A 22893-nucleotide genomic window follows, 5' to 3' on the forward strand; every position below is an offset into this window, starting at 1 on the left:
GCGTTTTGTTTCTTACGGGCAAGGCGCCTGATAATAGGTGCCATCGCCACGGGCATAGGCACATTGCTGCGTTGCGGTGTTCTGGGCCACGAGCGTACCTGCCGCCGCACCGGCCAAGGCGGCGATGATTTTCCAGTCGCGGTCGGCGTCCAGCGCGTCAGCGGCGATCAGCCCGGCGGCCGCGCCGCCCGCGACTCCGACAACGGTGCGTTGTTCCGTGGTAAGGTTTTCGCAGGCTGCCAGTCCAAAGCTGGAGACAGTCAGGGCAAGTATGACGAGCTTTTTCATTCGCTACTCCCAAAGGTTATAAGGTTTCTGCGCCATGTCCGGCGCAATCTGTGGATCGGGAGGAACCCCCGGAGCCCGAGCGGACCTTAGCCGGGGTCGCAGCGTTCGGGTTTGATTTGGATCACACCACGATGCGCAGTGGCAGAAACCCGCGCATCAGATCATCTTGCTCATCAGCATATAGCGTTCGCGCGGTTTGAACCCGGTGCGCCCATAAAGCCGTCGGGCCGGTTCGTTTTCACGATCGACCTCAAGATGGACGGCCTTGACACCCGCGCTGGCCAGGGTTGCGGGCAGGGCGGTCAGCACCTCGGCGGCAATGCCGCGCCCGCGCACGGCCCGGCGCAGATAGATTTCGTCGATGAAACAGTCCATTCCGCCAAATTCGACGGACCAGCCAAAGGTGACGATGACGTAACCGATGGGCGCGCGAGCAGGCCCGATCAGATAGGCGGCACCATAGGGGCATCCCTCAAGCAGCGGAGCAATCGCGTCGCGGCGGGCGTCGCTGGATTGATCGAACCCCGCCTCGGTATGAAAGGCCGCGACCAGCGCGGTCAGGCGGTCAATGTCGGCGGGTCCGGCCAGGTGCAGTGCGGCGCTCACGTCAGGATGTCCAGTTCTGGTTGTTGGGCGGGCAGGGCAAAGCGGTTACAGCTTGCCCAGCCGGTCGGTCAGAAGGTCAAAGAACCCGTCATCGTCGATGCTGCCCATGAAGGTGGCATTTGGCCGGCGCCCCGAGACGCCCCACCAATCGGCGACGGTCATGCCCAATGTCAGGTCGGATGCGGTTTCAATCTCCACATTGACATGACGACCGGAAAACAACTCGGGTTTCAGCAGATAGGCCGTCACGCAGGGGTCATGCAGAGGCGCGCCTTCGGAGCCGTATTTCTCCTTGTCGAAACGCTCGAAAAATTCTGTCATCTCGGCCACGGCCGCCCCAACTGGCGTGGCCAGATTGCGAAAGGCATCGTTTCGGGTCCGCGTCACAAGCGCCTTGTGTGTCACGTCGAGTGGCATGACAGTGATGGGCGTGCCGGATTTAAAAACGATTTCAGCGGCTTCCGGGTCAACGTAAATGTTGAACTCGGCTGAGGGGGTGATGTTGCCCACCTCGAAATACGCGCCACCCATCAGCACGATTTCCTGCAGTCTTTCGGCGATGTCGGGGGCCTCTTGCAGGGCGGTGGCGATGTTGGTCAGCGGTCCCAGGGGGCACAGGGTCACCGTGCCCGGAGGATGTGCGCGCAGCGTCCGGATGATGAAATCGACGGCATGCCCATCCGCAAGGGGCATGGTCGGGTCCGGCAACGTCGGCCCGTCGAGACCTGTTTTCCCGTGCACGTGTTCGGCCGTGATCAGAGGACGTTTCAGCGGCCTGTCACAGCCTGCGTAAACCGGGATGTCGGTTCGGCGCGCCAGTTCGCAGACCATTCTGGCGTTCTTGGCCGTCAGGGCCAAAGGCACGTTGCCGGCGACCGCCGTGATGCCAAGCAGGTCGATTTCCGCCGGACTGCCCAGGGCCAGCAGGATCGCAACCGCGTCGTCCTGCCCGGGGTCGGTGTCGATGATGATTTTTCGCTGCTTCATGTCGCCTCCGGCTGAGCCCGGACAGTCGCAATAAGGGCGGGGCTTGTCCAGCGCTTGAAATTGGCATCCCGGGCCGGATCAGCACCCTCCCGCCGAGTTGGCGCAATTCAGGTGACAGGCGTCAGCCTGTCTTTTCATCCGCCTTTGCCGCGTTCCACAGGGCGTCCATTTCGGCGAGATCACTGTCTTGCGGGGTTTTGCCCATGTCTGCGAGGCGCGCTTCGATCCGGGCAAACCGCCGTATGAATTTGGCATTGGCCCGCCGCAAGGCGGCCTCGGGCTCGATGTCCAGATGGCGGGCGAGATTGGCCATAACGAACAGCAGGTCGCCAAATTCTTCTTCGATCTCATCTGGCCCCATCTGATCGCGGGCTTCAACAAGTTCGGCGCATTCTTCCTGAATTTTGTCCAGAACCTCGCCCGTTTCGGGCCAGTCGAACCCGACCCGCGCCGCGCGCTTTTGCAGCTTTTGGGCGCGCAACAAGGCAGGCAGATTGGCCGCGACCCCGTCGAGCGTACCTTGCTGGGCATTTTCGGCGCGTTCGGCCGCCTTGATGGTTTCCCAATCGCGGGTTTGCTGTTCGGCGGATTTGTCCCGGCTTTCGTTCCCGAACACATGCGGGTGGCGCGCGACCATCTTGTCGGACATGGTTTGAACCACGTCCTGAAAGGTGAAATGCCCGGCCTCCTGCGCCATTTGGGCGTGAAACACGGACTGGAACAGCAGATCGCCCAATTCGCCCTTCAGTTCCTCCCAGGCCCCGCGCTCAATCGCATCGGCGACTTCGTAAGCCTCTTCAATGGTATAGGGGGCGATGCTGGCAAAGGTCTGTTCGATGTCCCACGGGCAACCGGTTTCCGGGTCGCGCAGGCGGCGCATGATTTCCAGCAGGCGTTCCATTCCGGCGGATTGATCGTGGATCAGGGCGTCATCGGGCATTGCGGCTGTCTCGTTTCATGTGTCAGATACGTCTGATCAACCCATACCCAAGGAGCCCAGCCCATGCCAGTAGTCAACCGCATCGCGGAGTTTTCCGCGGATATGACGCAGTGGCGGCGGCATTTGCATACAATCCCGGAACTTGGGCTGGACTGCGTGGAAACGGCTGCCTTCGTGGCCGGACGATTGCAGGAATTCGGGGTGGATGAGATTCATACCGGGATCGCGAAAACCGGGATCGTGGCAATCATCAACGGGCGCGGCGAGGGGCCGACCATCGGATTGCGCGCAGACATGGATGCGCTGCCCATCCCCGAGGCAACCGGCGTCGAATACGCATCGACCCGGCCGGGCAAGATGCATGCCTGCGGCCATGACGGGCACACCACGATGCTGATGGGGGCCGCGCGGTATCTGGCCGAGACGCGGAATTTCTCGGGCCGCGTGGCGCTGATCTTTCAACCCGCTGAAGAGGCCGGCGGCGGCGGCGACGTGATGGTGCGCGAGGGAATGATGGACCGGTTCGATATCGCGCAGGTCTATGCCCTTCACAATGCGCCGGGGTTTGACGCGGGGGCGTTTTACACCACGCCCGGACCGATCATGGCGGCGGTGGACACCTTTCACGTGCATATCACAGGCGTGGGCGGACATGGGGCGATGCCCCATGAAACCCGCGACCCGGTCATGGCGGCCTGCGGGATCGCGATGGCGTTCCAAACCATTGTCAGCCGCAACAACTATGCGCTGGATGATCTGGTTGTTTCGGTCACGCAGATCCACACCGGAACGATCGACAATGTCATTCCCGAAACCGCCTATCTGAACGGCACGGTCCGCACCTTCGATCCCAAGGTGCAGAACATGGTGCATGACAGGATGAAGGCGATCGTGGCCGGGCAGGCGGCCAGCTATGGGGTCGAGGCGACGCTGGATTACGAAGTCGGCTATCCGGCCACGATCAACGACCCGGACAAGGCCGCGTTCGCCAGCGACGTCGCCCGCGAGGTTGCGGGGGAAAACCGCGTGATTGCGGATGCCGGGCGCGAAATGGGCGCCGAAGATTTTTCCTATATGCTGAACCAGCGACCGGGGGCCTATCTGTTCCTGGGACAGGGGGATACCGCCGGGCTGCACCATCCCGAGTATGATTTCAACGATGACATAACACCGGTCGGTGCATCCTTTTTCGCGCGTCTGGTCGAACGCGCCCTGCCGGCAGGAGCGGAGTGAGAAATGGCGCTGGAAGACGCAAAAACCCATGTGGATCAGGCTTTTACGCGGGATAGCTTACATGGCCCCTCGTTCGAGAACACCTTTGGCGGGGCGGCGTCCTTTCTTCGGCGCCGATATACAAAGGATTTGACCGGGGTCGATATCGCCGTGACCGGCGTACCCTTTGATCAGGCCGTGACGAACCGGCCCGGCACGCGGCTGGGGCCGCGCGCCATACGCGAGGCGAGCGCGCTTCAGGCGCCGGATGCGCCCTATGGGTGGCCCTTTGACGTGATGAGCGATTGCGCCGTTGTCGATTACGGCGATTTGGCCTTTGACTATGCCAATACGGCCGCCTTTCCCGACGCGCTGCGCGATCATATCCGCGCTATTCTCAAAGCGGGCGTTGCGCCCGTGACGCTGGGCGGAGACCATTACATCAGTTTCCCGATCCTGCGTGCGATGGCCGAGAAATACGGGCCGATGTCCCTGCTGCAGTTCGATGCGCATACGGACACCTGGCCGGATGATGACATGACGCGGATCGATCACGGAACGATGTTTTACAAGGCGGTGAAATCGGGGCTGGTTGATCCGGCGCGCTCGGTTCAGGTGGGCATTCGCACGACAAACGCCGATACGCTGGGCGTCAATATCATCGACGCGCGCGAGGTGCATGAGACCGGACCGCGCGCCGTCGCCGAAAAGATCAGAACCATCCTGGGCGAGAACCCCGTCTATCTGAGCTTTGACATCGACGGGCTGGACCCGGCCTTTGCGCCCGGCACCGGCACCCCCGTCTGGGGCGGGATGAGCACGGCGCAGGTGGCCGTGATCCTGCGCGAGATCGCCGGGATCAACATAAAGGGCGGGGACGTGGTCGAGGTGTCGCCACCTTTCGACACCACAGGCTCCACTGCCATCGCCGGGGCGCATGTGGCCACCGAAATTCTGTGTCTGCTGGGATGGAACATGCGCAAATGACAACGTTCAACCAACCAATCAGCGGCAATGACCTGGCGCGGTTCTCCGGGCCCAACACGTTCATGCGCCTGCCTGCGGCCAATTCGCTGGACGGGCTGGATGTGGCGGTTCTGGGCATTCCGATGGATATCGGCACCTCCTGGCGGTCCGGCACCCGGTTTGGGCCCAAGCAAATCCGCGCAGAAAGCGCGATGATCCGCCCCTATAACATGGCCACGGGGGCGGCGCCGTTCGAAAGCCTTCAGGTCGCCGATATTGGTGATCTGGCGATCAACACGTTTTCCCTGGCGGACAGTTTGCGCATCATTTCCGAGAGTTACGACGCGATCCTGACAAACGATGTGATCCCGATGGCCTTGGGGGGCGATCATTCGATCACCCTGCCGATCCTGCGCGCGATCGCCCGCAAACACGGCCCCGTCGCCCTGGTTCATGTGGATGCGCATGCGGATGTGAACGACGAGATGTTCGGCGAAAAGGAAACCCATGGCACAGTTTTCCGCCGCGCCCATGAGGAAGGGCTGATACAGGCCGACAAGGTTTATCAGGTGGGGCTGCGCGGCACCGGCTATGCTGCCAGCGATTTTTCCGAGGCGCAGGGGTGGGGATTCCAGGTGTTTCAGGCGCATGAGCTTTGGAACCTTTCGCTGGATACGCTGGGGGCCGAAATACGACGCGACATCGGGGACAGGCCGGTTTATGTGACCTATGATATCGACAGTCTGGACCCTGCCTATGCACCGGGCACCGGTACGCCCGAAATTGGTGGCCTGACAACGCCGCAGGCGTTGCAGCTGATCCGCGCGCTGAGCGGGGCCAACATCGTGGGCTGCGATCTGGTTGAAGTGTCGCCGCCCTATGATCCCTCGGGCAATACGGCGTTAACGGCGGCCAACCTGCTTTATGAACTGCTTTGTGTGATGCCGGGCGTCTCGTCACACTGACAAAGCAAAATTTTCCGCGCATTCTGGGTTTGTGAACTGTGCGGACCGTCAGATGAAAAGACTTTTGCTGATACTTTGGTTGACATTATGTGTGGCGGTTGTGGCGGTTGGGTATGTGCGTCTGGCGCCCAGCCCGGTTCCGGACTGGCACGTTCACTTGACGTTTTCTGCCGACAGAACGCTGCGGAGCGGGGCAATGCGGATCCGCGCGGCAAGCCCTGATGAGTTCCGGGCGCTTGATCAGATCATCCGGGAAACCCCGAATGTCACTGTTCTGGCCGGTACGCTCAAAGACGGGCGACGGACGTATATCGCCCGATCGCGCGTGATCGGTTTTCCCGACTATGTCACCGTTCAGTACGAAGACGGGCTTTTGAAAATCTATTCGCGGATCAGGTTCGGGCGGTCAGATTTTGGCGTGAACGCTGCCCGCGTTGACGGGTGGCTGAATGCTTTGCAGGCGCGATGAGACGCAGCCCTTTTGCACCTCGCGCCACATCGGCACATTGAGCGACATCTGACATTGCGCCATGAACATGCGCCCGTCCACGCGCAAGCAGATCGTTTCGCCCAGTTCCACCCGGGCGCCTTGAGTGTCGGTGCAATAACAGTCCTGCACCTTTCCATTCGGGCCAACCACGTCCGCATGAACCGGCGTGGCAAGCATAAAAATCAGGGTCACATATCGCATCATGGCGATACGTTAGCACAGCATGGGCCTTGACCAAAGTGCTACGATATCGGACACCGCCCGAATGGTCCCAGAAGAACGCCTTGAACAAATACTGCAAAGGTTTCAGTTTCTTGAAGCCTCGATGGCGGATGCCAGCAACGGCGGTGACATCGCGGCGCTGGCCAAGGAATATTCGGACCTGAAACCTGTCGTGGAACAGATTTCGACCTGGCGCGCCCTGGCTTCGGAACTGAGCGAAGCCGAGGCGATGCTGGACGATCCGGACATGAAGGCGCTGGCCGAAGAGGAACTGCCGATCTTGCGCGCACGCCTTCCCGAGGTTGCACATGCGCTGCAGGTTTCCCTGTTGCCACGGGATGAGGCCGATGCCCGCCCGGCGATCCTGGAAATTCGCCCCGGTACGGGCGGGGACGAGGCCGCGTTGTTCGCCGGTGATCTGCTGCGGATGTACCAGCGCTACGCCGAGGCGCGGGGCTGGAAATTCGAGATCATCGAAGAACAGGTGACCGAACTGGGCGGGATCAAGGAAGTGATTGCCCATATCAAGGGTGAAAACGTCTTTGCCCGCATGAAATACGAAAGTGGCGTGCATCGCGTGCAACGGGTCCCGACCACCGAAAGCGGCGGGCGCATTCACACCAGCGCCGCCACCGTGGCGGTTCTGCCCGAGGCCGAAGACGTGGACATCACCATCGATCCCAACGATATCCGGATTGATACAATGCGCTCGTCCGGGGCCGGGGGGCAGCACGTGAACACCACCGACTCGGCTGTGCGGATCACCCATATCCCGTCCGGGATCGTCGTGACCAGTTCGGAAAAATCCCAGCATCGCAACCGCGAGATTGCGATGCAGGTGCTCAAGACCCGGCTTTATGATCAGGAGCGCCAGCGCGTGCACAGTGAACGGTCCGCCGATCGCGCGGCCCAGGTGGGCAGTGGTGACCGGTCCGAGCGTATTCGAACCTATAATTTCCCACAGGGGCGGCTGACCGATCATCGGATCGGGCTGACGCTGTACAAGCTGGATCAGGTCATGGCCGGCGATCTGGATGAAATCATCGACGCGCTGACGGCGGACGATCAGGCGCGGTTGATGGCCGAAATGGGCACATGACCGCGGCCGAGGCGATGGTTGCGGCCACCGCCCGCCTGCGCGCGGCGGGCGTGCCTGATCCAGCCCGGGATGCGCGGGTGCTGCTGGCTCATGCGGCCCGGATCGAGGCCAGCCGCGTAACCCTGATCGCGCCCGAGGATTTGGCGCCGGAAATCGAGGAACGCTATGATCAGCTGATCAGCCTGCGGGCCGTGCGCGTTCCGGTCTCGCACCTGATCGGCGAGCGGGCGTTTTACGGGCGCCAATTCAAGGTCAGCCGGGATGTTCTGGACCCGCGCCCGGAAACCGAAACATTGATCGAGGCTGCCTTGTCCGAACCGTTTTCACGGCTTCTGGACCTCGGCGTCGGGTCGGGCTGTATTTTGGTCACGCTGCTGGCGGAACGACCAACGGCCGTTGGCGTGGGCGTCGACAAGAGTGAGGCAGCCTGCCTTCAGGCCAGCGCCAATGCGGTGTTGCACCGGGTTCAGGCACGCGCCCAGATTCTGCAGTCCGACTGGTTTTCCGGCGTCGAGGGTGAATTTGATCTAATCGTGTCGAACCCGCCCTACATCGCGCAGAATGAAATGGCAGGGCTGTCACGGGAAGTGCGCGAACATGAACCGCATCTGGCGCTGACGGACGGGGGCGATGGTCTGGACGCGTATCGGGCCATCGCCGCCGGTGTCATGGAACATCTGGACCCCGGCGGCCGTTTGTTGCTGGAAATCGGGCCGACGCAGGCCAAGGACGTCATGAAACTGCTTGAACTGGCTGGTTTGCACGATCTGGCCGTCATTCAGGACCTGGATGGGCGGGATCGGGTGATACGCGCAAGACGCGGCTGAAACGACCGATTATTATGGCAAAAATCCCCGCTTTTGCCGAAAAACCGTAAAAATATGTATTCTAAGGCTTGCCTGATCGGTTGGAACGTGGTTTTTCAGGGGCGTCGACACGGCCGAGGCTCTCTAGGCCCCGTGCGACACCAAGCCCAAAAAGTCGATGATCCGGCGTAATGAGAACGCAAGAGGCGTGAAACGGGTCAAACGACAATGAAAACAAGGCTGACATTAAGTAAATGAGATCGTCCAAATCACGTTCGCGTTCGAAATCGAGCCGCAATCGGTCCTCTTCGGGTGGTAATGTTGTCAACCGGGTCTTTGACAGTTCCGGTCCCGAAGGCAAGGTGCGCGGCACGCCGCAGCAGATCATCGACAAGTACAACCAGTTGGCGCGCGATGCCCAGTTGGCCAACGACCGCGTTGCAGCGGAAAATTTTCAGCAGCACGCTGAACATTATCTGCGTCTTCTTGGCCAGGCTCAACGCGAGATGGATGAGCGCCGCGAAGAGCAGGAACGCCAGAACCGCGAGCGTCAGGCAGAACGCGATCGCGAGCGTGGCGACAAGCAGGAGCGGGACCAGGCCCCGCGTGAGTCTGCGCAGCGCAGCGATGATCCCGCATCGAGACCACAGCCGCATGTAATCGACGTGGCCGGGTCCGACGATAGCGATGGCGACAGCGGCCTGGTCGAAACGCCGGAAAGCGCGCCCAAGAAACCCGCGCGCCGTCCACGGACCAAGAAATCTGCGCCGGCACCGTCGTCGTCTGACGGCGACGCGCCCGAAGCCGCGGAATAACGAGGTACCAGTCAGGGTCCCTATGCGGGGCCCTGATCCTGTATCACGCGTGCCAACGCGCAGAACCCTTCCAATGAAACCTGTTCGGCCCGCTCGGTCGGGGACAATCCTGCCGTCCGCAGGTGGGTTTCGATATCGGGCGCCAACCCTTTGAGCGCCGAGCGCAGCATCTTGCGCCGCTGATTGAAGGCCATGGCCACAACCCGGGTCAGAATGGCCGGGTCCGCCGGAAACCGGGGCTCGGGCAGGGCGGTCAGGTGTACCACCGCGCTGGATACCTTTGGCGGCGGAGTAAAGGCGCCCGGCGGCAGATGCATCACGATACGCGCGTCGGTGCGCCACTGGGACAGGATCGCCAGCCGTCCATAGGCCTTGCTGCCCGGTTGCGCGACAATGCGTTCGGCGACTTCGCGTTGAAACATCAGGGTCAGGCTTTGCCAGAAGGGCGGCCATTTGTCCGGCGTCAGCCAGCGGATCAAAAGTTCGGTGCCGATGTTATAGGGCAGGTTGGCGGCCACACGGATCGGCGGGGTCAGATGCGCCAGCGGATCAATCTCCAGCGCATCGCCCTGAATGACCTTGAGCCGCCCGGGATAGGCCTGTGCAATCTGTTCAAGTGCGGGAATACATCTGGCATCCTTTTCGATCGCCAGAACCCGCCGGGCGCCCTGCGCCAGCAGCCCGCGCGTCAGGCCTCCGGGGCCGGGGCCGATTTCCAGAACGTCGCATTCGGTCAGATCACCGGCGTTGCGTGCGATCTTGGCCGTGAGGTTGAGATCCAGCAGAAAGTTCTGGCCCAGCGACTTGCGTGCCGACAACTGGTGTTCGGCGATGACCTCGCGCAGCGGAGGGAGGGAATCGATTGCGCTCATGCTGGCACCTTGCGGGTCTGGGACATCAGCGGGTTGCCATTGTTTGCGCCAGTTTCAGCGCCTCGATCAGGCTCGACGGGTTTGCCTGATCCTTACCCGCGATATCAAAGGCGGTGCCATGGTCGGGCGAGGTGCGCACAAACGGCAGGCCAAGCGTGACGTTCACACCAAGATCGAAATCCAGCGTCTTGATCGGGATCAGCGCCTGATCGTGGTACATCGCGATGGCCGCATCATAGCGCGCCCGCGCCGCCGCGTGAAACATCGTATCGGCCGGGTGGGGGCCGGTCAGCGTGTAGTCATCGCTTTGCATCGACAGGATCAGCGGCGCGATCCAGGTGATTTCCTCGTGCCCCATGGCGCCGCCTTCGCCCGCGTGCGGGTTGAGGCCGGCCACGGCGATGCGGGGATGGGCAATGCCGAACTGATCGCGCAACCCGGCAACGGTGATCTCGATGGTCTGGCGCAGCAGGTCGGGTGTCAACGCATGGGGAACGTCGGCAAGGGCGATGTGGATGGTGGTGGGAACGACACGCAGCCGATCGCTGGCCAGCATCATCACGACACGCTCAACCCCGGCCAGAGCAGCCAGAAATTCGGTATGTCCGGGATAGGCGAAAGCGGCCCCGTCGATCAGCGCCTTCTTGTGGATCGGCGCGGTGCACAGGGCGGAGGCCTGCCCTGATTGGACCAGCGCCACGGCCTGTTTCAGCACTTCGATCACGCCGGGGGCATTGGCCGGGTCCGGTGCGCCCGGAACCGCCGGGGCAGGGAAGGCGTGTTTCAGAACCGGCATGGCGGATGCGCTTGTGCGGCTTGCCTCGGACGGATCACCAATCAGGGTGATCTGGCTGCCTGAGGGCAGGTGCGCGGGATCGCCGATCCAGAAGAACGGACAGGTGTCACGCAGGGCCTGCCAAGCCTTGACGGCCAGTTCCGGGCCGATGCCGGAGGGCTCTCCGCAACTGAGCGCGATGGCCCGGGTCATTTTTCGATGATCAGGGCGTCGGCGCGCAGCTGATCGAGATAGCTTTCGGCAAAGGCGGTCAGACGGCGTTGCCCCAGCGCCGAGGCGACATCTGCGCGCGAGGCATCTTCGTTCAGTTTCGCGGTGCGCCCGCACAGCATCAGGAACACAAGGGTCTGCCCGTTCGAGCTGGTCAGCGCCGTCGAGATTTCACCTTCGTCCAGCTTGGCCAGTTCCAGGGCGATCTCGTTCGGAATTTCAGACGGGGCCTTGGTGATGCGTTCCAACACTTCGGGGGGCTGGTCCTTGGCGATGCCATAAAGATCATCGCATTGATCGACCTGGTTCGCGACCGCAGCCGCCGTTTTCAGGGCCGCTTCGCTGCGTCCGCCGGGAATGTAATAGGCCGCGTATTCGATTGCCGAATATTGTGGTGCTCCGCCCACGATTTCCTGAATGCCGCGCATTTGGAAAATGGCCACCGCATTGGGCAAGGGAATGGGCGCTGTCGTCTCACCCGGGTTCAGCGCCAGGATGAGCGGGCGCAGAGCGGCCGGGAGGTTGTTGATCGGCACCCAGTCCAGCCGGCCACCCCGAACCCGGGTTTCGGCGGCAGAGTATTTGCGTGCGGCCTCGGAAAAGGCGCCATAGCTTTTGATGTCGGAAATCTGCTGGGCCAGGTCTTCGACCTGATCCAGGGTTTGCGGCGTGAAGGGAATGATGACTTCCGACAACAGGACGCGCACACCACCGCCGCCGCCGGCCTGGCCGATGGCCCGGTCGATTTCGGCCTGGGTCGGGCGCGACCGTTCCAGATACCGCGACCGGATGAGTTCGCGCCACGCCAGGCTGGTGCGGGTAAAGTCACGCATGGTTTCCGGTTCGACGCCGCCTTGTTTCAGCGCATTCAGGAATTCAGCGCCCGACAGGTCGGTGCGAGTGGCGAATTCCTCGATACCGGCCTCAATGTCTTCGGGGGTGATGGTGATTCCGGCCTCTTTGACAGCCTGGTTGCGCAGCCGGTCGTCGATCAGCGCCTCGCGGGCCAGTGTTTCCGGATTCCCGGGGGCCCTGAGCAGACGCAGGAACTGCGCGCGCTGCTGCAATTCGAAATAGGTGATGACGTCGTCATTGACGGTGATCGCAGGGGAAAACAGGTTCTGGGCCGGCGCCGGGCCTGTCATCAGGGCGGTGGCCAGTGCCATGCCCAGCAGCCCGCTGCGGGACGTCACGAAATGAAACAAGGATAAGATACTCAACTGCATGACCGCCTGTATTGTTCTGGTCTCTTGTCAACGGAGAACCCGCTGAGAGCGATGGTAAAGCCGAAATCGGTCGTCGGCTCAATACTTGTCGATGAGGTATAGCGCCGGTTCAGGCTAAGATCGACCGTGACACATTCATTTTGATAGATCAGCCCGACACCTGCGCGGGTCGCGCGGGCATCCGAGATGTCATAGCGCAGGTTCGCATTGGCCGTCCAGCCGGGCGACACCTCGTACCCACCGGTCAGCCACACTTCGGACAGGGCGCGAGGGCGGCCCTCGACCGGGTCGGCCCCCAGCCACAGATAGGTTCCGCTCAGCTGGGCGCGCTCGGTTTTCAGGTCGCCGCGCAATTCGGCCTTGGACAGGCTGAAAGCATTGTCCAGCAAGGTGCGGGCGGTCAGCGACAGTTTTTCGTCGATCTTCAACTGGGCCGTGACCAGCACGTCCGACGTGGTGCCGGGCAGGCCCGAGGTCTGGGTGAAATTGGTATCCTCGGTCTTGCGGATGACCTGACCGATCGTTGCGAAGGCCTGCCATCCCCTGGGGGCGTACATCGCCCAGTTGACCCCGTAGGCAAGCGTTGGACCGTCCTCGCGCCGGTCATAAGCGGGAAATCGGGACAGGGCGAGAAGGTTGCCCTGATCAAACTCGACAAAGGTGCTTTCGTCATTGGGCACGGTATCGCCATGTACATCGGTCCAGCCGACCTGGACAATCGGCTCAAGGAACTGCGTTGCGCCCGATGCCGTGGTGCGCGTCATCGGATAACTGAGCTTTAGAGCGGTTTTAGGGGTCGTGCGCGTGATGCGGTCGGCAAAGTTGCTGTCCTGTTGGATTTCAAACGTGTCAGCGGAGAAACCGATCATCCAATCGGCCCGCAGTCCGCCCTGAAAGATCCAGCTGCGGCGCCAGTCGATCTCGGCCGTGGCGCGGTTCAGGTCGCGCCCCACAATGTCGAGATCCGAGGTGCGGTGGTGTCCGTGGATATTGAAATTGACGCGCACCTCCCCGCCGATTGTCCTGGGGAAGAACCGGCGTTCGAGCGTGGCATCGAGCACGACTGTGGGAAGCAGGGATTGATCATCACTGTCCCGCAGGGATGCGAAATTGATCAGCCGTGTCTGAAAGGCGCTGTCGCGTTTGTACCGGCTGAGCGAGATTTCGCTTCTCAGACGGTCCAGATCGGGCAGGCCATAATCGACCAGATAGGCGTTGTCGCTGGTTTCTTCGATCTTGAACGCCAGTTGATAGCCGCGACGCAGGTCGAACTGGCCGGACCCGAACAGGTAGCCGCGCGAGGTGCCCGGGATCAGGTCATCGCGGGTATAGGCCCCTTCGAAAATGATGCGCCCGGTGCGGAATGCCTGACGATAGCGATATTCCAGGGTCCGGGTCCGCGACGAAATATAGGGCGACAGGGTCAGGTCCGCGTGATCGCCGAGGCGAAAAAAATAGGGGACCTTCACACCGGTGCTGAGGTTCGATGTCGTGCGCACGGACGGGATCAGAAATCCGGTGGCGCGTTCCAGTGTCGGATCGGGCAGGCGCATGCCGGGAAAATACAGGACAGGGACATCGAGGATGAGAAACTGTGCATCCTCGAAATAAAGCTGACGTTCCTTCTGATCATGGGTGATCTTGCGCGCGCGGATTTGCCAGAGCGGCGGACGCCCATCGTCGCAGACATGGCATGAGGTGACGGCGGTTTTGTAAAGCTGAGAATACCGCCCGCCAACGCGGGTCATTTGCAGCGAGGCCAATTGCAGCTGCTGGTCCAGAACCATGCGGGCCCCGGTCAGCAGACCGTCTTGCAGGCCCTTGTCCAGTTCAGCGTAATCAGCCAGGACCGTGATCGTGCCGCCCTGATCAATGCGGATCGGTCCTTCGATGGTCAGCTGGCCGGTTTCCCGGTCAAAGGTGATCTTGCGGGCCTGCAACCGGGTGTCGCCCTGATAGGCCTCGACATTTCCTTCGGCAACCAGCGTCCGCTCTGGGGTAATGAACACGCTGTCGGCCACGAGAACCGCCGGGGCATCCGTGCCTGCCTGTGCGGACTCCGTTTGCGCCTCGGCCCGCGGGGCGAAGGCGAGAAACAGCATGACGGCGCTAATAACTGCGGCACGGACCATGTTCATCCATCCTCCGCATGCAGTAAAAGACCAAAGGTCAGCAGGATCGACGCGATCGGTGGGCCCCAGGCGGCGAAGGTTATGGGGATCTGTCCGTTTTCACCAAGGATCTGGGCAAAGTTTCGCACGAAATACAACAGAAAGCCCAACATGACCGAGGTCAGGACCGCGACTCCGGTGCCGCCAAATCGCGTGTGGCGCATGGTAAAGGCCGCGCCGACCAGCACCATGGCGACCAGAAACAGCGGGCGCGCCAGGGCGACCTGATACCACACCTCGTGTTTCTTGGTCGAAAATCCGGCTTGTTTCAATGACCGGATCGTCGCCGGAAGATTGTAGATCGAAATGCCCGTCGGGCGGCCCAGGCTGTCGCGAATGCGATCCTGTGTCAGGGTCGTGGGAAGGTTCATCTTGTCATGGGTCGCAGCGGCTGTTTCCGGGTTGATGCCTGCGGCCAGCGGCCAGACCTTGACCTTGCTCAGCACCCAGGTTTCGTTTTCAAGACTGGCCGACTCGGCAACGATCCTGCGCACGGGACCACCCCCCGGCGCGTATGTCAGAATGGTGACGTCGTAAAGGGTCACCTGATCGGCACCGCCATAGCCGGTGGCGTGGATGACCGATTGCCCGACGGTGCCGCCCTGACGCAGCCACAGGCCTTCGCCGCTGAGAGACAAGGCCGAGGGCCCGCCGGTGCGATAGGTGTCAGCCAGTCTCTGGTATTTGTTCGAAGTGGCCGCGACAATCGGATTCAGCGTGCTGACGGCCAGAACGCCGATCACAAAGGCCACCCCGACCGGCGCCGCAAGGGCGCGGATGCCCGACCGCCCGGCGGCGCGGGTCACCACCAGTTCGCTGCTGCGGGCGAGGCCGATATAAAGAACAATGGTGCTGAGGATCATCAGCAGTGGCAGGATTTCGTTCAAGGCGGCTGGGGCGTTCAGCAATGTCAGCCCGAACAACTTTCCGAACCCGATGCCGACGCCTTCGAATTTTCGCAACTGTTCGATCATGTCGATCAGCATGATGAGGGTCAGAAAGACCGCGCCAATCAACAGGAAACTCTGGGCGAACCTGCGGGCAAAGTAGATATCGAGGATCATGTCGCGCCCTCGGCCAGGTTCGATTTGGATTGCCGCCGTATCTTGCGCCGCGGTCGCGATGCAATGCGCAGGAACAGCGCCGCGATCAAAAGCCCCGCAAGGGTGGGCAGATAGATCAGCGGCCAAAGGTCCGGATTGTCCAGAACCGGTGCGGCGACCACGCCACGCATCACCTCAAGCAGGATCAGCAGGACAAAGGCCAACAATGCCTGACGCCAGACCCCAAACCGGGAAAACCCGCCAAGCATCAGCGTCGAAAAACCGATCAGCGTCACTGACACACAGATCAGGGCGCGGGCAAACCTGAGATGCAATTCTTCGGTCAGCTGCCCTTTGTTATAGTTTTCCGAGGCCTGTATCTGGTCGCGCCCGGTCAAAAGCTCCAGCGTCGGGATAGCCCGAATGCTGCGGGCGCGGGTTTTGGCGTTTTTGACAAGGTTGCTGATGTCATAGGAGAAATCGGCAAAGACCGTGGTGGACAAGGTGCGGCTGGCATTGTCCTGTCGCTGGGCCATGCCATCGACCATGATCAGGTTGGTCTTGTCGCCGTTGCGCACCAGAAAGGCGCGTGCCCCCGAATAGCTGATCGTCTGGGCCGGATCGCGCCGGTCGGACAGGAACACGTCGTTCAACGTGCCGTCGGGATCGATCTGGCGGATATAGAACGTAACCCCCGGCGCGGGGTGCAGAAAACTGCCCTCGCTCAGCAACCGGGCGGTGACGTTGCGCGACACTTCGACCTCGCGCACGGCCAGTTGCTTGATCGAGGCCGGCAGCAGGACATGTGTCAGAATGCTCATCATGAACGCCGTGCACAGGCCAAAGGCCAGCGCCGGACGGGCCAGACGCCAGGGGCTGGACCCCGTAGCCTGCATGACGGTCAGTTCACTGTCGTTGTTCAGGCGGTTGGTGACATAGACCGCCGCGGCAAAGGCCGCCATCGGCAGCACCATCCGGATCAGGTTCGGCAGCGTCAGCGCGGTGAATTCAAGAAAGACAAAGGCGGACTGTCCGTCGCCGATCAGACGGTCGAACAGAACCACCGCCCTATTGATCCAGAACACCGCAACCAGAATCAGCGCGAAAAAGCCGAAATGCACCAGGTACTGCGACAGGACGTATCTGTCGTAACGTGACAATGCGATCCCCCCGGAGCCTGCCTTGATTTGTTACGGCCGATCCTAGTGCAATTGATTGGCGGGGAAAACTGCTATCTGGTCAACCGGCGCGGCGCGCGCTACCTCTGGTCGCAGCAGAGACATGGAGCGCATTGATGAGCAGCCTGACACCCATCCGATTTGAAGAAACCGATCTGGACGCGATTGCCGAGGCCAAGGGACGCGTGGCCGTTCTGGTCACACCCGATGGCAAGATGGATCCGGCCGTGCGCCGGGTGAACCGTCTGACCAAGGGCGCCGTTGCCCGGCTGATGGAGAGCGAGCGGTTCGAAAAGGTCAAATCGGGGCAGGTGGTGACGCTGGCCTGGCCTGTTGGCATGGCGGCCGAGGCGCTGGACGTTCTGGTGCTGGCGCGCAACTGCACCCCGCTTGAGGCCCGCAAGGCCGGTGCGGCCCTGGGCAAGCTGAAGGCGAAAAAACCGGTCAGCCTGATGGTCGGAAACCTGAGGACGGCGGCCAATCTGGCACTGGGCATGGTGTTGCGCGACTATACGTTCACTGTGCACAAGACCGGCGAGGACGCTAGCGAAACCCCGGCCGAGGTGGTTGTGTACCATACCAACCCGCAAGAGATTTCAGTGCAGGCCGCGCCAATGCTGGCCGTTGCCGAAGGGGCGCATTTCACCCGCGACCTGATCAACGAACCCGCGAATGTCCTGACCACGACCGAGTTTGCAGACCGGTTGGCCGACATGAAATCCCTCGGGTTGAAGGTCGAGGTTCTGGACGAAGACAAGCTTGGAAAGCTGGGGATGCGCACGCTTCTGAGCGTCGGGTTCGGGTCGGACAGCCCCTCCAAGGTGGTGGTCATGGAATGGAACGGCGGGGCCAAGGGCGACGCACCGCTGGCTCTGGTCGGCAAGGGCGTTGTGTTTGATACCGGCGGCATTTCGCTGAAACCGGCGAGCGGCATGGAAGACATGACAATGGACATGGGCGGGGCCGGGGTGGTTGCCGGCGCGATGCGGGCGCTTGCCTTGCGCAAGGCCAAGGCCAATGTCGTCGGCCTTGTCGGGCTGGTGGAAAACATGCCGTCGGGCCGCGCGACGCGCCCGGGCGATGTGATCCGCTCGATGAAGGGCGACACGGTCGAGATCATCAACACGGATGCCGAGGGCCGGTTGGTCCTGTGTGACGTGATGTGGTACGCGCAGGAGCGGTTCAAACCGGCCGGAATGATCGATCTGGCCACGCTGACGGGGGCCATCGTCATCGGTCTTGGCCACGAAAACGCCGGAGTTTTCTCGAACGACGATGCGCTGTGCAACGCCTTCCTCAAAGCCGCCGAAGGCGAGGGCGAGGGCGCATGGCGCATGCCTCTGGGCAAGGGCTATGACGACATGCTCAAATCGCGGATTGCCGACATGAAAAACGTCGGCGGGCGTCCGGGTGGGTCGGTGACGGCCGCGCAGTTCCTCAAACGGTTCGTCAAGGAAGAGACCCCTTGGATTCACCTCGACATTGCCGGGGTGGCCTCGGTCAAGGCCGACACCGATTTTGCCCCCAAGGGCGCGACCGGGTGGGGCGTTGCGGCGTTGAGCCGCCTTGTGCAGGACAAGTTCGAAAGCTGATCCGACATGGGCGCGGCCTATTTCTATCACCTGACGCGGGGTCCGCTGGAGCAGACCTTACCCGTCCTGTTGGGCAAGGCGCGCGCGGCGGGCTGGCGCATTGTCGTGCGCGGCACCGATGCGGGCCGGTTGGAATGGCTGGATGAAAAGCTGTGGCAGGGGGCCGAGGACGCATTCCTGCCTCATGGACTGGCGGGTGGTCCGCACGATGCGGATCAGCCGATCCTGCTGACCGCGACGACGGATGCGCCGAACGATCCGGCGTGCCTGATGGCTGTCGATGGGGCAGATGTCGGGGCCGAGGAGGTCAACGCACTGGAACGGGTCTGCATCCTGTTTGACGGCAATGACGATGCATCGGTGCAACGCGCCCGCACGCAGTGGAAGACCCTGACCGGGGCGGGGTGCACTGCGCAATACTGGTCGGAAGAATCCGGGCGCTGGGAAAAAAAGGCAGAAGCCTGAGGAGCGCGTTGCTGGTCGAATGACCAGGACCCTTGCTTTGTCGCCTGATTTGGCAGAGCAGAGGGCCTTGGCTTAGAATGCGGCGAACGGCTGGTTTGAGCCCAATGTGACCTTCAGATGTGGAGCAACTAACGCTACAAAACACCTATGTTTAGCTGCCTCTTCTCCAAGCTACTTGGCTCCAAGCCGCAAACTACTTTCCAATTTCAACCTCGTTGGAAAGAGGAACTGGTTGTAACCGGTCCAGGGGGTTCGTTCATTCTCGAACTACCTATGGGTGTATATTCCGCATACCTTCCAACTCAAAAAGTTTGGGAAACGAAGGCTCCAGATTGGGCAAAAGACCTTTGGCCGCTGCTGAAGAGTGAACTAGAGGATTGGTGCATCAGAAACAAAGCTGAGCTTCACATCGATGAGACAGCGGCTGTATTCGTAGAGGGATAGCCAACGTCAGTTTTGTCCGCATTCTGTCCGCTCTGGCGGCGCGTTGCGGATTGCGGCTTTGATCCCTTTGCCGATTTGCTCAAAAAGCGCGGAACAAGGCCGCAGGCCGCCGCGCATCGGCGGGCCGCCCCCCGGCACGGCGATGTGTTGAAGATTGCGCAAAGTTCAAATCTTACAGGCAAACCCGAACAATAAAGCGCAACGCTCAACCAGCGGATCGCCGCCCCGCGGCCCGTCGTTGCGCGGCTCGGCGCGAGATGTTCGGAAATCCGCCTCGTCCCGCATCGCTGGCCATCCGTGATGCCAATTTGAGCCCACGGAAACGGGGAATGCCGAGCCTTGGGCTCTTTCAGCGCGTGAGGATCATCTGCCCGCCCGAGATCTCGATCTTTCCAAACCGCTGGAGATAGGTCATCCCGAGCAGGGATTCATTCATGGCCCCATCGTTGACCGAGGCCGAAACCCCGCGATCCACAACCGGTCCGACCTGCATCTTGTCCAGGGTGACGGGGGCGACCTTGACCACCCCGTTCGCGGTCTGCGCGCGCCCCAGAAAATAGACATCGTTCATGTTGATGCCCGCGGATTCGGCATCCGATTTGGACAGAACGATGTCGGTGGCCCCAGTGTCGATCACGAAGCGCACAGGCGTGTCATTCACGTCCACGGTAAGGTAATAATGCCCGTCCGGCGCGCGGGGTACGGAAATGCTGCCGGTTTCGGTATCGACGCTGTGGCGAAAGGTCGTCGTCTGACGGATATCGCCCCACATTCCGACGGCGGCGATGGTTCCGACGAAGATCAGGCCCCAGACAGAGGCCTGTTGCAGCTTGGTATTCATCGAATCCCGGTTCTGAATGAAAAACCAGAACACCAGCGCCGCGCCAAGCAAGGCCAGGTAAAGCAATCGTCCGGTATCATCCGCGTTCATGGTCAGGCTCCTGAAAGGTCTGCCCGAGATATAAGGAGCGCCGGATCAGCTTGCAAAGCCGAAGTCGCGCAACCCGTCCAGAACGAACTGCACCGAAAGGGCGGCAAGCAGCATGCCGAGCAACCGGGTGACCACGTTGATGCCCGTGCGCCCAAGGGCGCGTTCCAGCAAGCCGCTGGCCATGAACAGGATCAGGGCCACGGCAATCACCGCCGCACTGACCGCGATGGCGAATACGTACCCTTGCCAGCGCGGTTGCTGACCGGCCAGCAGGATGATCGACGCGATCGACCCCGGTCCGGCGATCAGTGGGATGGCCAAGGGAAAGACCGAAGGATCCTCGGGGTGTTCTTCGGTCTGGTCTTCGCGCCGTTTGCTGCGCCGGTCGAACAACATGTCGAGCGCGGTCAGGAACAACAGAACCCCACCGGCAACGCGGAAGGCGGGCATCGAGATGCCGACAAAACCCAGCACCGCCTCGCCGAAGAGGGCAAAGATGGTGAGAATGCCCAGCGCCGTGGCGCAGGCGCGAATGGCGATGGCGCGGCGCTCCTTTGCGGTCATGCCCTGGGTCAGGGCGACGAACAGAGGTGCCAGTCCAAAGGGGTCGATCACCACGAACATGGTGACAAAGGCAGTGACCATAAAAGCGCTGTCGGGGGTCATTTTTCCGCGGTCTCCAGTTTTTCAAGCGCAGACAGCCAAAGCGCCTCGGCCCGGTCAAGCCCTTCCATCACCTCGGCGTATTTCCTCTGCCAGACTTCGACTTCGCCGCGCTTGTCATCTTCGTACAGGGCGGGGTCGGCCAGTTTCTTAGCCAGTTTGTCGCGCATTTCATTCAGCTTTTCAACGCGTTGTTCGCCCTTTCTAACCTCGGATCGCAAGGCAAGGATGGCATCGCGCGACGGGCGTTTGGGTTTTTCGGGGGCCGCTTTGGGCGCGGGTTTGTCCCGGGCCAAAAGCATCGTGCGATAGGCTTCGAGATCTTCTTCGAATGGTTTTACCGTCCCGTCGGACACCAGCCACAGGCGGTCTGCCACCAGGGACAGAAGGTGCATGTCGTGGCTGACCAGAATGACCGCGCCGGAATAGGCGGTCAGCGCCTCGACCAACGCCTCGCGGCTTTCGATATCAAGGTGGTTGGTCGGCTCATCGAGGATCAGCATATGGGGCGCGTCTATGGTGGCGATCAGCAGTGACAGGCGCGCCTTTTGCCCGCCTGACAGCCGCCCGACGATGGTTTCGGCCTGTGCGGGACCAAGGCCAAAGCCCGCCAGACGCGACCGCCAGCGGGCTGGGGCCTCGGACGGGCGCAGGCGGCGCAGGTGATCCAGCGGCGTTTCATCTACGTGCAGTTCATCGACCTGATGCTGGGCGAAATATCCGATGCGCAGCTTGCCCGAGCGGGTCATCTTGCCGGACATAAGCTCAAGCCGCCCGGACAACAGCTTGGACAGGGTCGATTTGCCCTGACCGTTTTTGCCCAGCAGCGCGATGCGATCATCCTGATCGATGCGCAGGTTCAGCTTGCTCAGGATCACCTTGTCGCCGTACCCGGTTACGCCGCCTTCCAGATTGATGATCGGGGGCGACATTTCCTCGGGTTCAGGAAAGGTAAAGGCGCGCAGGGCGGCCTCGGCCGGGCTGGAAATGGGCTGCATCTTGGCCAGCGCCTTGAGGCGCGACTGGGCCTGACGGGCCTTGTCGGCCTTGTAGCGGAAGCGATCGACATAGGATTGCAGGTGCGCGCGGCGGGCCTCCTGCTTTTTAGACATCGCTTCGGCTTGGGCCAGCTTTTCGGCCCTCTGGCGGGCGAATTGGTCGTAAGGGCCCTGATAGAAGGTGAGTTTGCGGTCCTCAAGATGCAGGATCGACCCAACCGCACGGTTCAAAAGCCCGCGGTCGTGGCTGATGATGATCACCGTATGGGGATAGCGCGACAGGTAGTTTTCCAGCCACAGCGCGCCTTCCAGATCAAGGTAGTTGGTCGGTTCGTCCAGCAGCAGCAGATCGGGTTTGGAAAACAGAACCGCCGCCAAGGCGACGCGCATGCGCCAGCCGCCGGAAAAGTCGGCGCAGGGTTTCAGTTGTTCGTCGTCGTCAAAGCCAAGGCCCTTAAGGATCGAGGCCGCGCGCGCCTCGGCCGACCAGGCGTCGATATCGGACAGGCGGGTCTGGATTTCGGCGATGCGCGTCGGGTCGGTTGCGGTTTCGGCTTCCGCCATCAGGGCGCAGCGTTCGGTATCTGCCGCCAGAACCGTGTCGATGAGCGAGGTGTCGGATGCCGGAACTTCCTGCGCGACGCCACCGATGCGGGCGCGCGAGGGCAGGGAGATGGACCCCGATTCCAGCGCCAGTTCGCCCCGGATGATGCGAAACAGCGTTGTTTTTCCGGTGCCATTGCGTCCGACCAGGCCGACCTTGTGGCCATCGGGGATGGTTGCGCTGGCCCCTTCGAACAGGGGGCGGCCTTCGACGGCATAGGTGATATCTTCGATCCTGAGCATGACCTTGCCCTAACAGAGCAAATCGGCCTGCGCCAGACACGGAACGCCGTAAGACGCAGGCG

General features: G+C 61.7%; 23 protein-coding genes. 9 read left to right on the top strand and 14 right to left on the bottom strand.

Features of this window, described 5'->3' with window-relative positions; all coding sequences use genetic code 11:
• Positions 1-12: 12 nt before the first annotated feature.
• The 4 genes from ACXYMO_RS00645 to mazG form a co-directional block, all read right to left on the bottom strand.
• Positions 13-288 carry a glycine zipper 2TM domain-containing protein gene (locus tag ACXYMO_RS00645; RefSeq protein WP_458876717.1) on the bottom strand — a complete coding sequence of 92 codons (276 nt, stop codon included), beginning with the start codon at positions 286-288 and terminating at the stop codon, positions 13-15.
• Positions 289-444: 156 nt separating this feature from the next.
• The gene (locus ACXYMO_RS00650; protein WP_458876718.1) at positions 445-894 is read right to left on the bottom strand and encodes a GNAT family N-acetyltransferase; all 450 of its coding nucleotides are present in this window, start codon (positions 892-894) and stop codon (positions 445-447) included.
• 45 nt (positions 895-939) lie between these two features.
• Complete coding sequence (locus ACXYMO_RS00655) at positions 940-1881, bottom strand: nucleoside hydrolase (RefSeq protein ID WP_458876719.1); 942 nt, start codon at positions 1879-1881, stop codon at positions 940-942.
• Positions 1882-2002: 121 nt separating this feature from the next.
• A complete protein-coding gene (gene mazG / locus ACXYMO_RS00660; RefSeq protein ID WP_458876720.1) occupies positions 2003-2821 on the bottom strand; it encodes a nucleoside triphosphate pyrophosphohydrolase in 819 nt (272 codons plus the stop codon).
• 63 nt (positions 2822-2884) lie between these two features.
• On the opposite strand from mazG, the gene ACXYMO_RS00665 reads away from it, so the two are divergent.
• The 4 genes from ACXYMO_RS00665 (at position 2885) to ACXYMO_RS00680 (ending at position 6433) form a co-directional block, all read left to right on the top strand.
• The gene (locus tag ACXYMO_RS00665; RefSeq protein WP_458876721.1) at positions 2885-4054 is read left to right on the top strand and encodes a M20 aminoacylase family protein; all 1170 of its coding nucleotides are present in this window, start codon (positions 2885-2887) and stop codon (positions 4052-4054) included.
• A gap of 3 nt (positions 4055-4057) precedes the next feature.
• Positions 4058-5020, top strand: coding sequence for an agmatinase (gene speB, locus ACXYMO_RS00670; protein ID WP_458876722.1), 963 nt, complete (start codon positions 4058-4060; stop codon positions 5018-5020).
• Positions 5017-5964 (top strand): agmatinase, encoded by a 948-nt coding sequence (gene speB, locus ACXYMO_RS00675; RefSeq protein ID WP_458876723.1) that lies wholly within the window; start codon positions 5017-5019, stop codon positions 5962-5964. The genes speB (ACXYMO_RS00670) and speB (ACXYMO_RS00675) overlap by 4 nt, the downstream gene beginning before the upstream one ends.
• Before the next feature lie 196 nt (positions 5965-6160).
• Positions 6161-6433: a DUF1499 domain-containing protein gene (locus tag ACXYMO_RS00680; RefSeq protein WP_458876724.1), complete on the top strand. Its 273-nt coding sequence runs from the start codon at positions 6161-6163 to the stop codon at positions 6431-6433.
• Here ACXYMO_RS00680 and ACXYMO_RS00685 read toward each other — a convergent pair.
• Positions 6371-6655 carry a hypothetical protein gene (locus ACXYMO_RS00685; protein ID WP_458877863.1) on the bottom strand — a complete coding sequence of 95 codons (285 nt, stop codon included), beginning with the start codon at positions 6653-6655 and terminating at the stop codon, positions 6371-6373. The two genes, ACXYMO_RS00680 and ACXYMO_RS00685, sit on opposite strands and share 63 nt — an antisense overlap.
• 64 nt (positions 6656-6719) lie before the next feature.
• Here ACXYMO_RS00685 and prfA point away from each other — a divergent pair, with 64 nt between their 5' ends.
• The 3 genes from prfA to ACXYMO_RS00700 all read left to right on the top strand — a co-directional run bounded on the left by prfA (position 6720) and on the right by ACXYMO_RS00700 (position 9396).
• Positions 6720-7775 (top strand): peptide chain release factor 1, encoded by a 1056-nt coding sequence (prfA, locus tag ACXYMO_RS00690; RefSeq protein WP_458876725.1) that lies wholly within the window; start codon positions 6720-6722, stop codon positions 7773-7775.
• Positions 7772-8602: a peptide chain release factor N(5)-glutamine methyltransferase gene (gene prmC, locus ACXYMO_RS00695; RefSeq protein ID WP_458876726.1), complete on the top strand. Its 831-nt coding sequence runs from the start codon at positions 7772-7774 to the stop codon at positions 8600-8602. The genes prfA and prmC overlap by 4 nt, the downstream gene beginning before the upstream one ends.
• A gap of 233 nt (positions 8603-8835) precedes the next feature.
• The gene (locus tag ACXYMO_RS00700) at positions 8836-9396 is read left to right on the top strand and encodes a DUF4167 domain-containing protein (protein ID WP_458876727.1); all 561 of its coding nucleotides are present in this window, start codon (positions 8836-8838) and stop codon (positions 9394-9396) included.
• Positions 9397-9416: 20 nt separating this feature from the next.
• On the opposite strand, the gene rsmA is transcribed toward ACXYMO_RS00700, so the two are convergent.
• Genes rsmA through lptF form a run of 6 tightly spaced genes read right to left on the bottom strand, consistent with a single transcriptional unit; the run spans position 9417 to position 16874 of the window.
• A complete protein-coding gene (rsmA, locus tag ACXYMO_RS00705; RefSeq protein WP_458876728.1) occupies positions 9417-10268 on the bottom strand; it encodes a 16S rRNA (adenine(1518)-N(6)/adenine(1519)-N(6))-dimethyltransferase RsmA in 852 nt (283 codons plus the stop codon).
• Positions 10269-10293: 25 nt separating this feature from the next.
• Positions 10294-11256 carry a 4-hydroxythreonine-4-phosphate dehydrogenase PdxA gene (gene pdxA / locus ACXYMO_RS00710; RefSeq protein WP_458876729.1) on the bottom strand — a complete coding sequence of 321 codons (963 nt, stop codon included), beginning with the start codon at positions 11254-11256 and terminating at the stop codon, positions 10294-10296.
• A complete protein-coding gene (locus tag ACXYMO_RS00715) occupies positions 11253-12500 on the bottom strand; it encodes a peptidylprolyl isomerase (RefSeq protein ID WP_458876730.1) in 1248 nt (415 codons plus the stop codon). Before ACXYMO_RS00715 ends, pdxA begins: the two co-directional genes overlap by 4 nt.
• Complete coding sequence (locus tag ACXYMO_RS00720) at positions 12491-14632, bottom strand: LPS-assembly protein LptD (RefSeq protein WP_458876731.1); 2142 nt, start codon at positions 14630-14632, stop codon at positions 12491-12493. Before ACXYMO_RS00720 ends, ACXYMO_RS00715 begins: the two co-directional genes overlap by 10 nt.
• 2 nt (positions 14633-14634) lie before the next feature.
• Positions 14635-15735: an LPS export ABC transporter permease LptG gene (gene lptG / locus ACXYMO_RS00725; RefSeq protein WP_458876732.1), complete on the bottom strand. Its 1101-nt coding sequence runs from the start codon at positions 15733-15735 to the stop codon at positions 14635-14637.
• Entirely contained in the window at positions 15732-16874 is a 1143-nt protein-coding gene (gene lptF, locus ACXYMO_RS00730; protein ID WP_458876733.1) for an LPS export ABC transporter permease LptF, read from the bottom strand. The genes lptG and lptF overlap by 4 nt, the downstream gene beginning before the upstream one ends.
• Positions 16875-17008: 134 nt before the next feature.
• Here lptF and ACXYMO_RS00735 point away from each other — a divergent pair, with 134 nt between their 5' ends.
• Positions 17009-18484 (top strand): leucyl aminopeptidase, encoded by a 1476-nt coding sequence (locus ACXYMO_RS00735; RefSeq protein ID WP_458876734.1) that lies wholly within the window; start codon positions 17009-17011, stop codon positions 18482-18484.
• A gap of 6 nt (positions 18485-18490) precedes the next feature.
• The gene (locus ACXYMO_RS00740; RefSeq protein ID WP_458876735.1) at positions 18491-18949 is read left to right on the top strand and encodes a DNA polymerase III subunit chi; all 459 of its coding nucleotides are present in this window, start codon (positions 18491-18493) and stop codon (positions 18947-18949) included.
• Positions 18950-19742: 793 nt separating this feature from the next.
• On the opposite strand, the gene ACXYMO_RS00745 is transcribed toward ACXYMO_RS00740, so the two are convergent.
• Genes ACXYMO_RS00745 through ACXYMO_RS00755 form a run of 3 tightly spaced genes read right to left on the bottom strand, consistent with a single transcriptional unit; the run spans position 19743 to position 22831 of the window.
• The gene (locus ACXYMO_RS00745) at positions 19743-20324 is read right to left on the bottom strand and encodes a retropepsin-like aspartic protease family protein (protein ID WP_458876736.1); all 582 of its coding nucleotides are present in this window, start codon (positions 20322-20324) and stop codon (positions 19743-19745) included.
• Between the two features lie 45 nt (positions 20325-20369).
• Positions 20370-20990, bottom strand: a complete 621-nt coding sequence (locus ACXYMO_RS00750; RefSeq protein ID WP_458876737.1) for a MarC family protein — start codon at positions 20988-20990, stop codon at positions 20370-20372.
• The gene (locus ACXYMO_RS00755) at positions 20987-22831 is read right to left on the bottom strand and encodes an ABC-F family ATP-binding cassette domain-containing protein (protein WP_458876738.1); all 1845 of its coding nucleotides are present in this window, start codon (positions 22829-22831) and stop codon (positions 20987-20989) included. The genes ACXYMO_RS00750 and ACXYMO_RS00755 overlap by 4 nt, the downstream gene beginning before the upstream one ends.
• Positions 22832-22893 lie beyond the last annotated feature (62 nt).

It is taken from the genome of Arenibacterium sp. CAU 1754 (assembly GCF_054482635.1).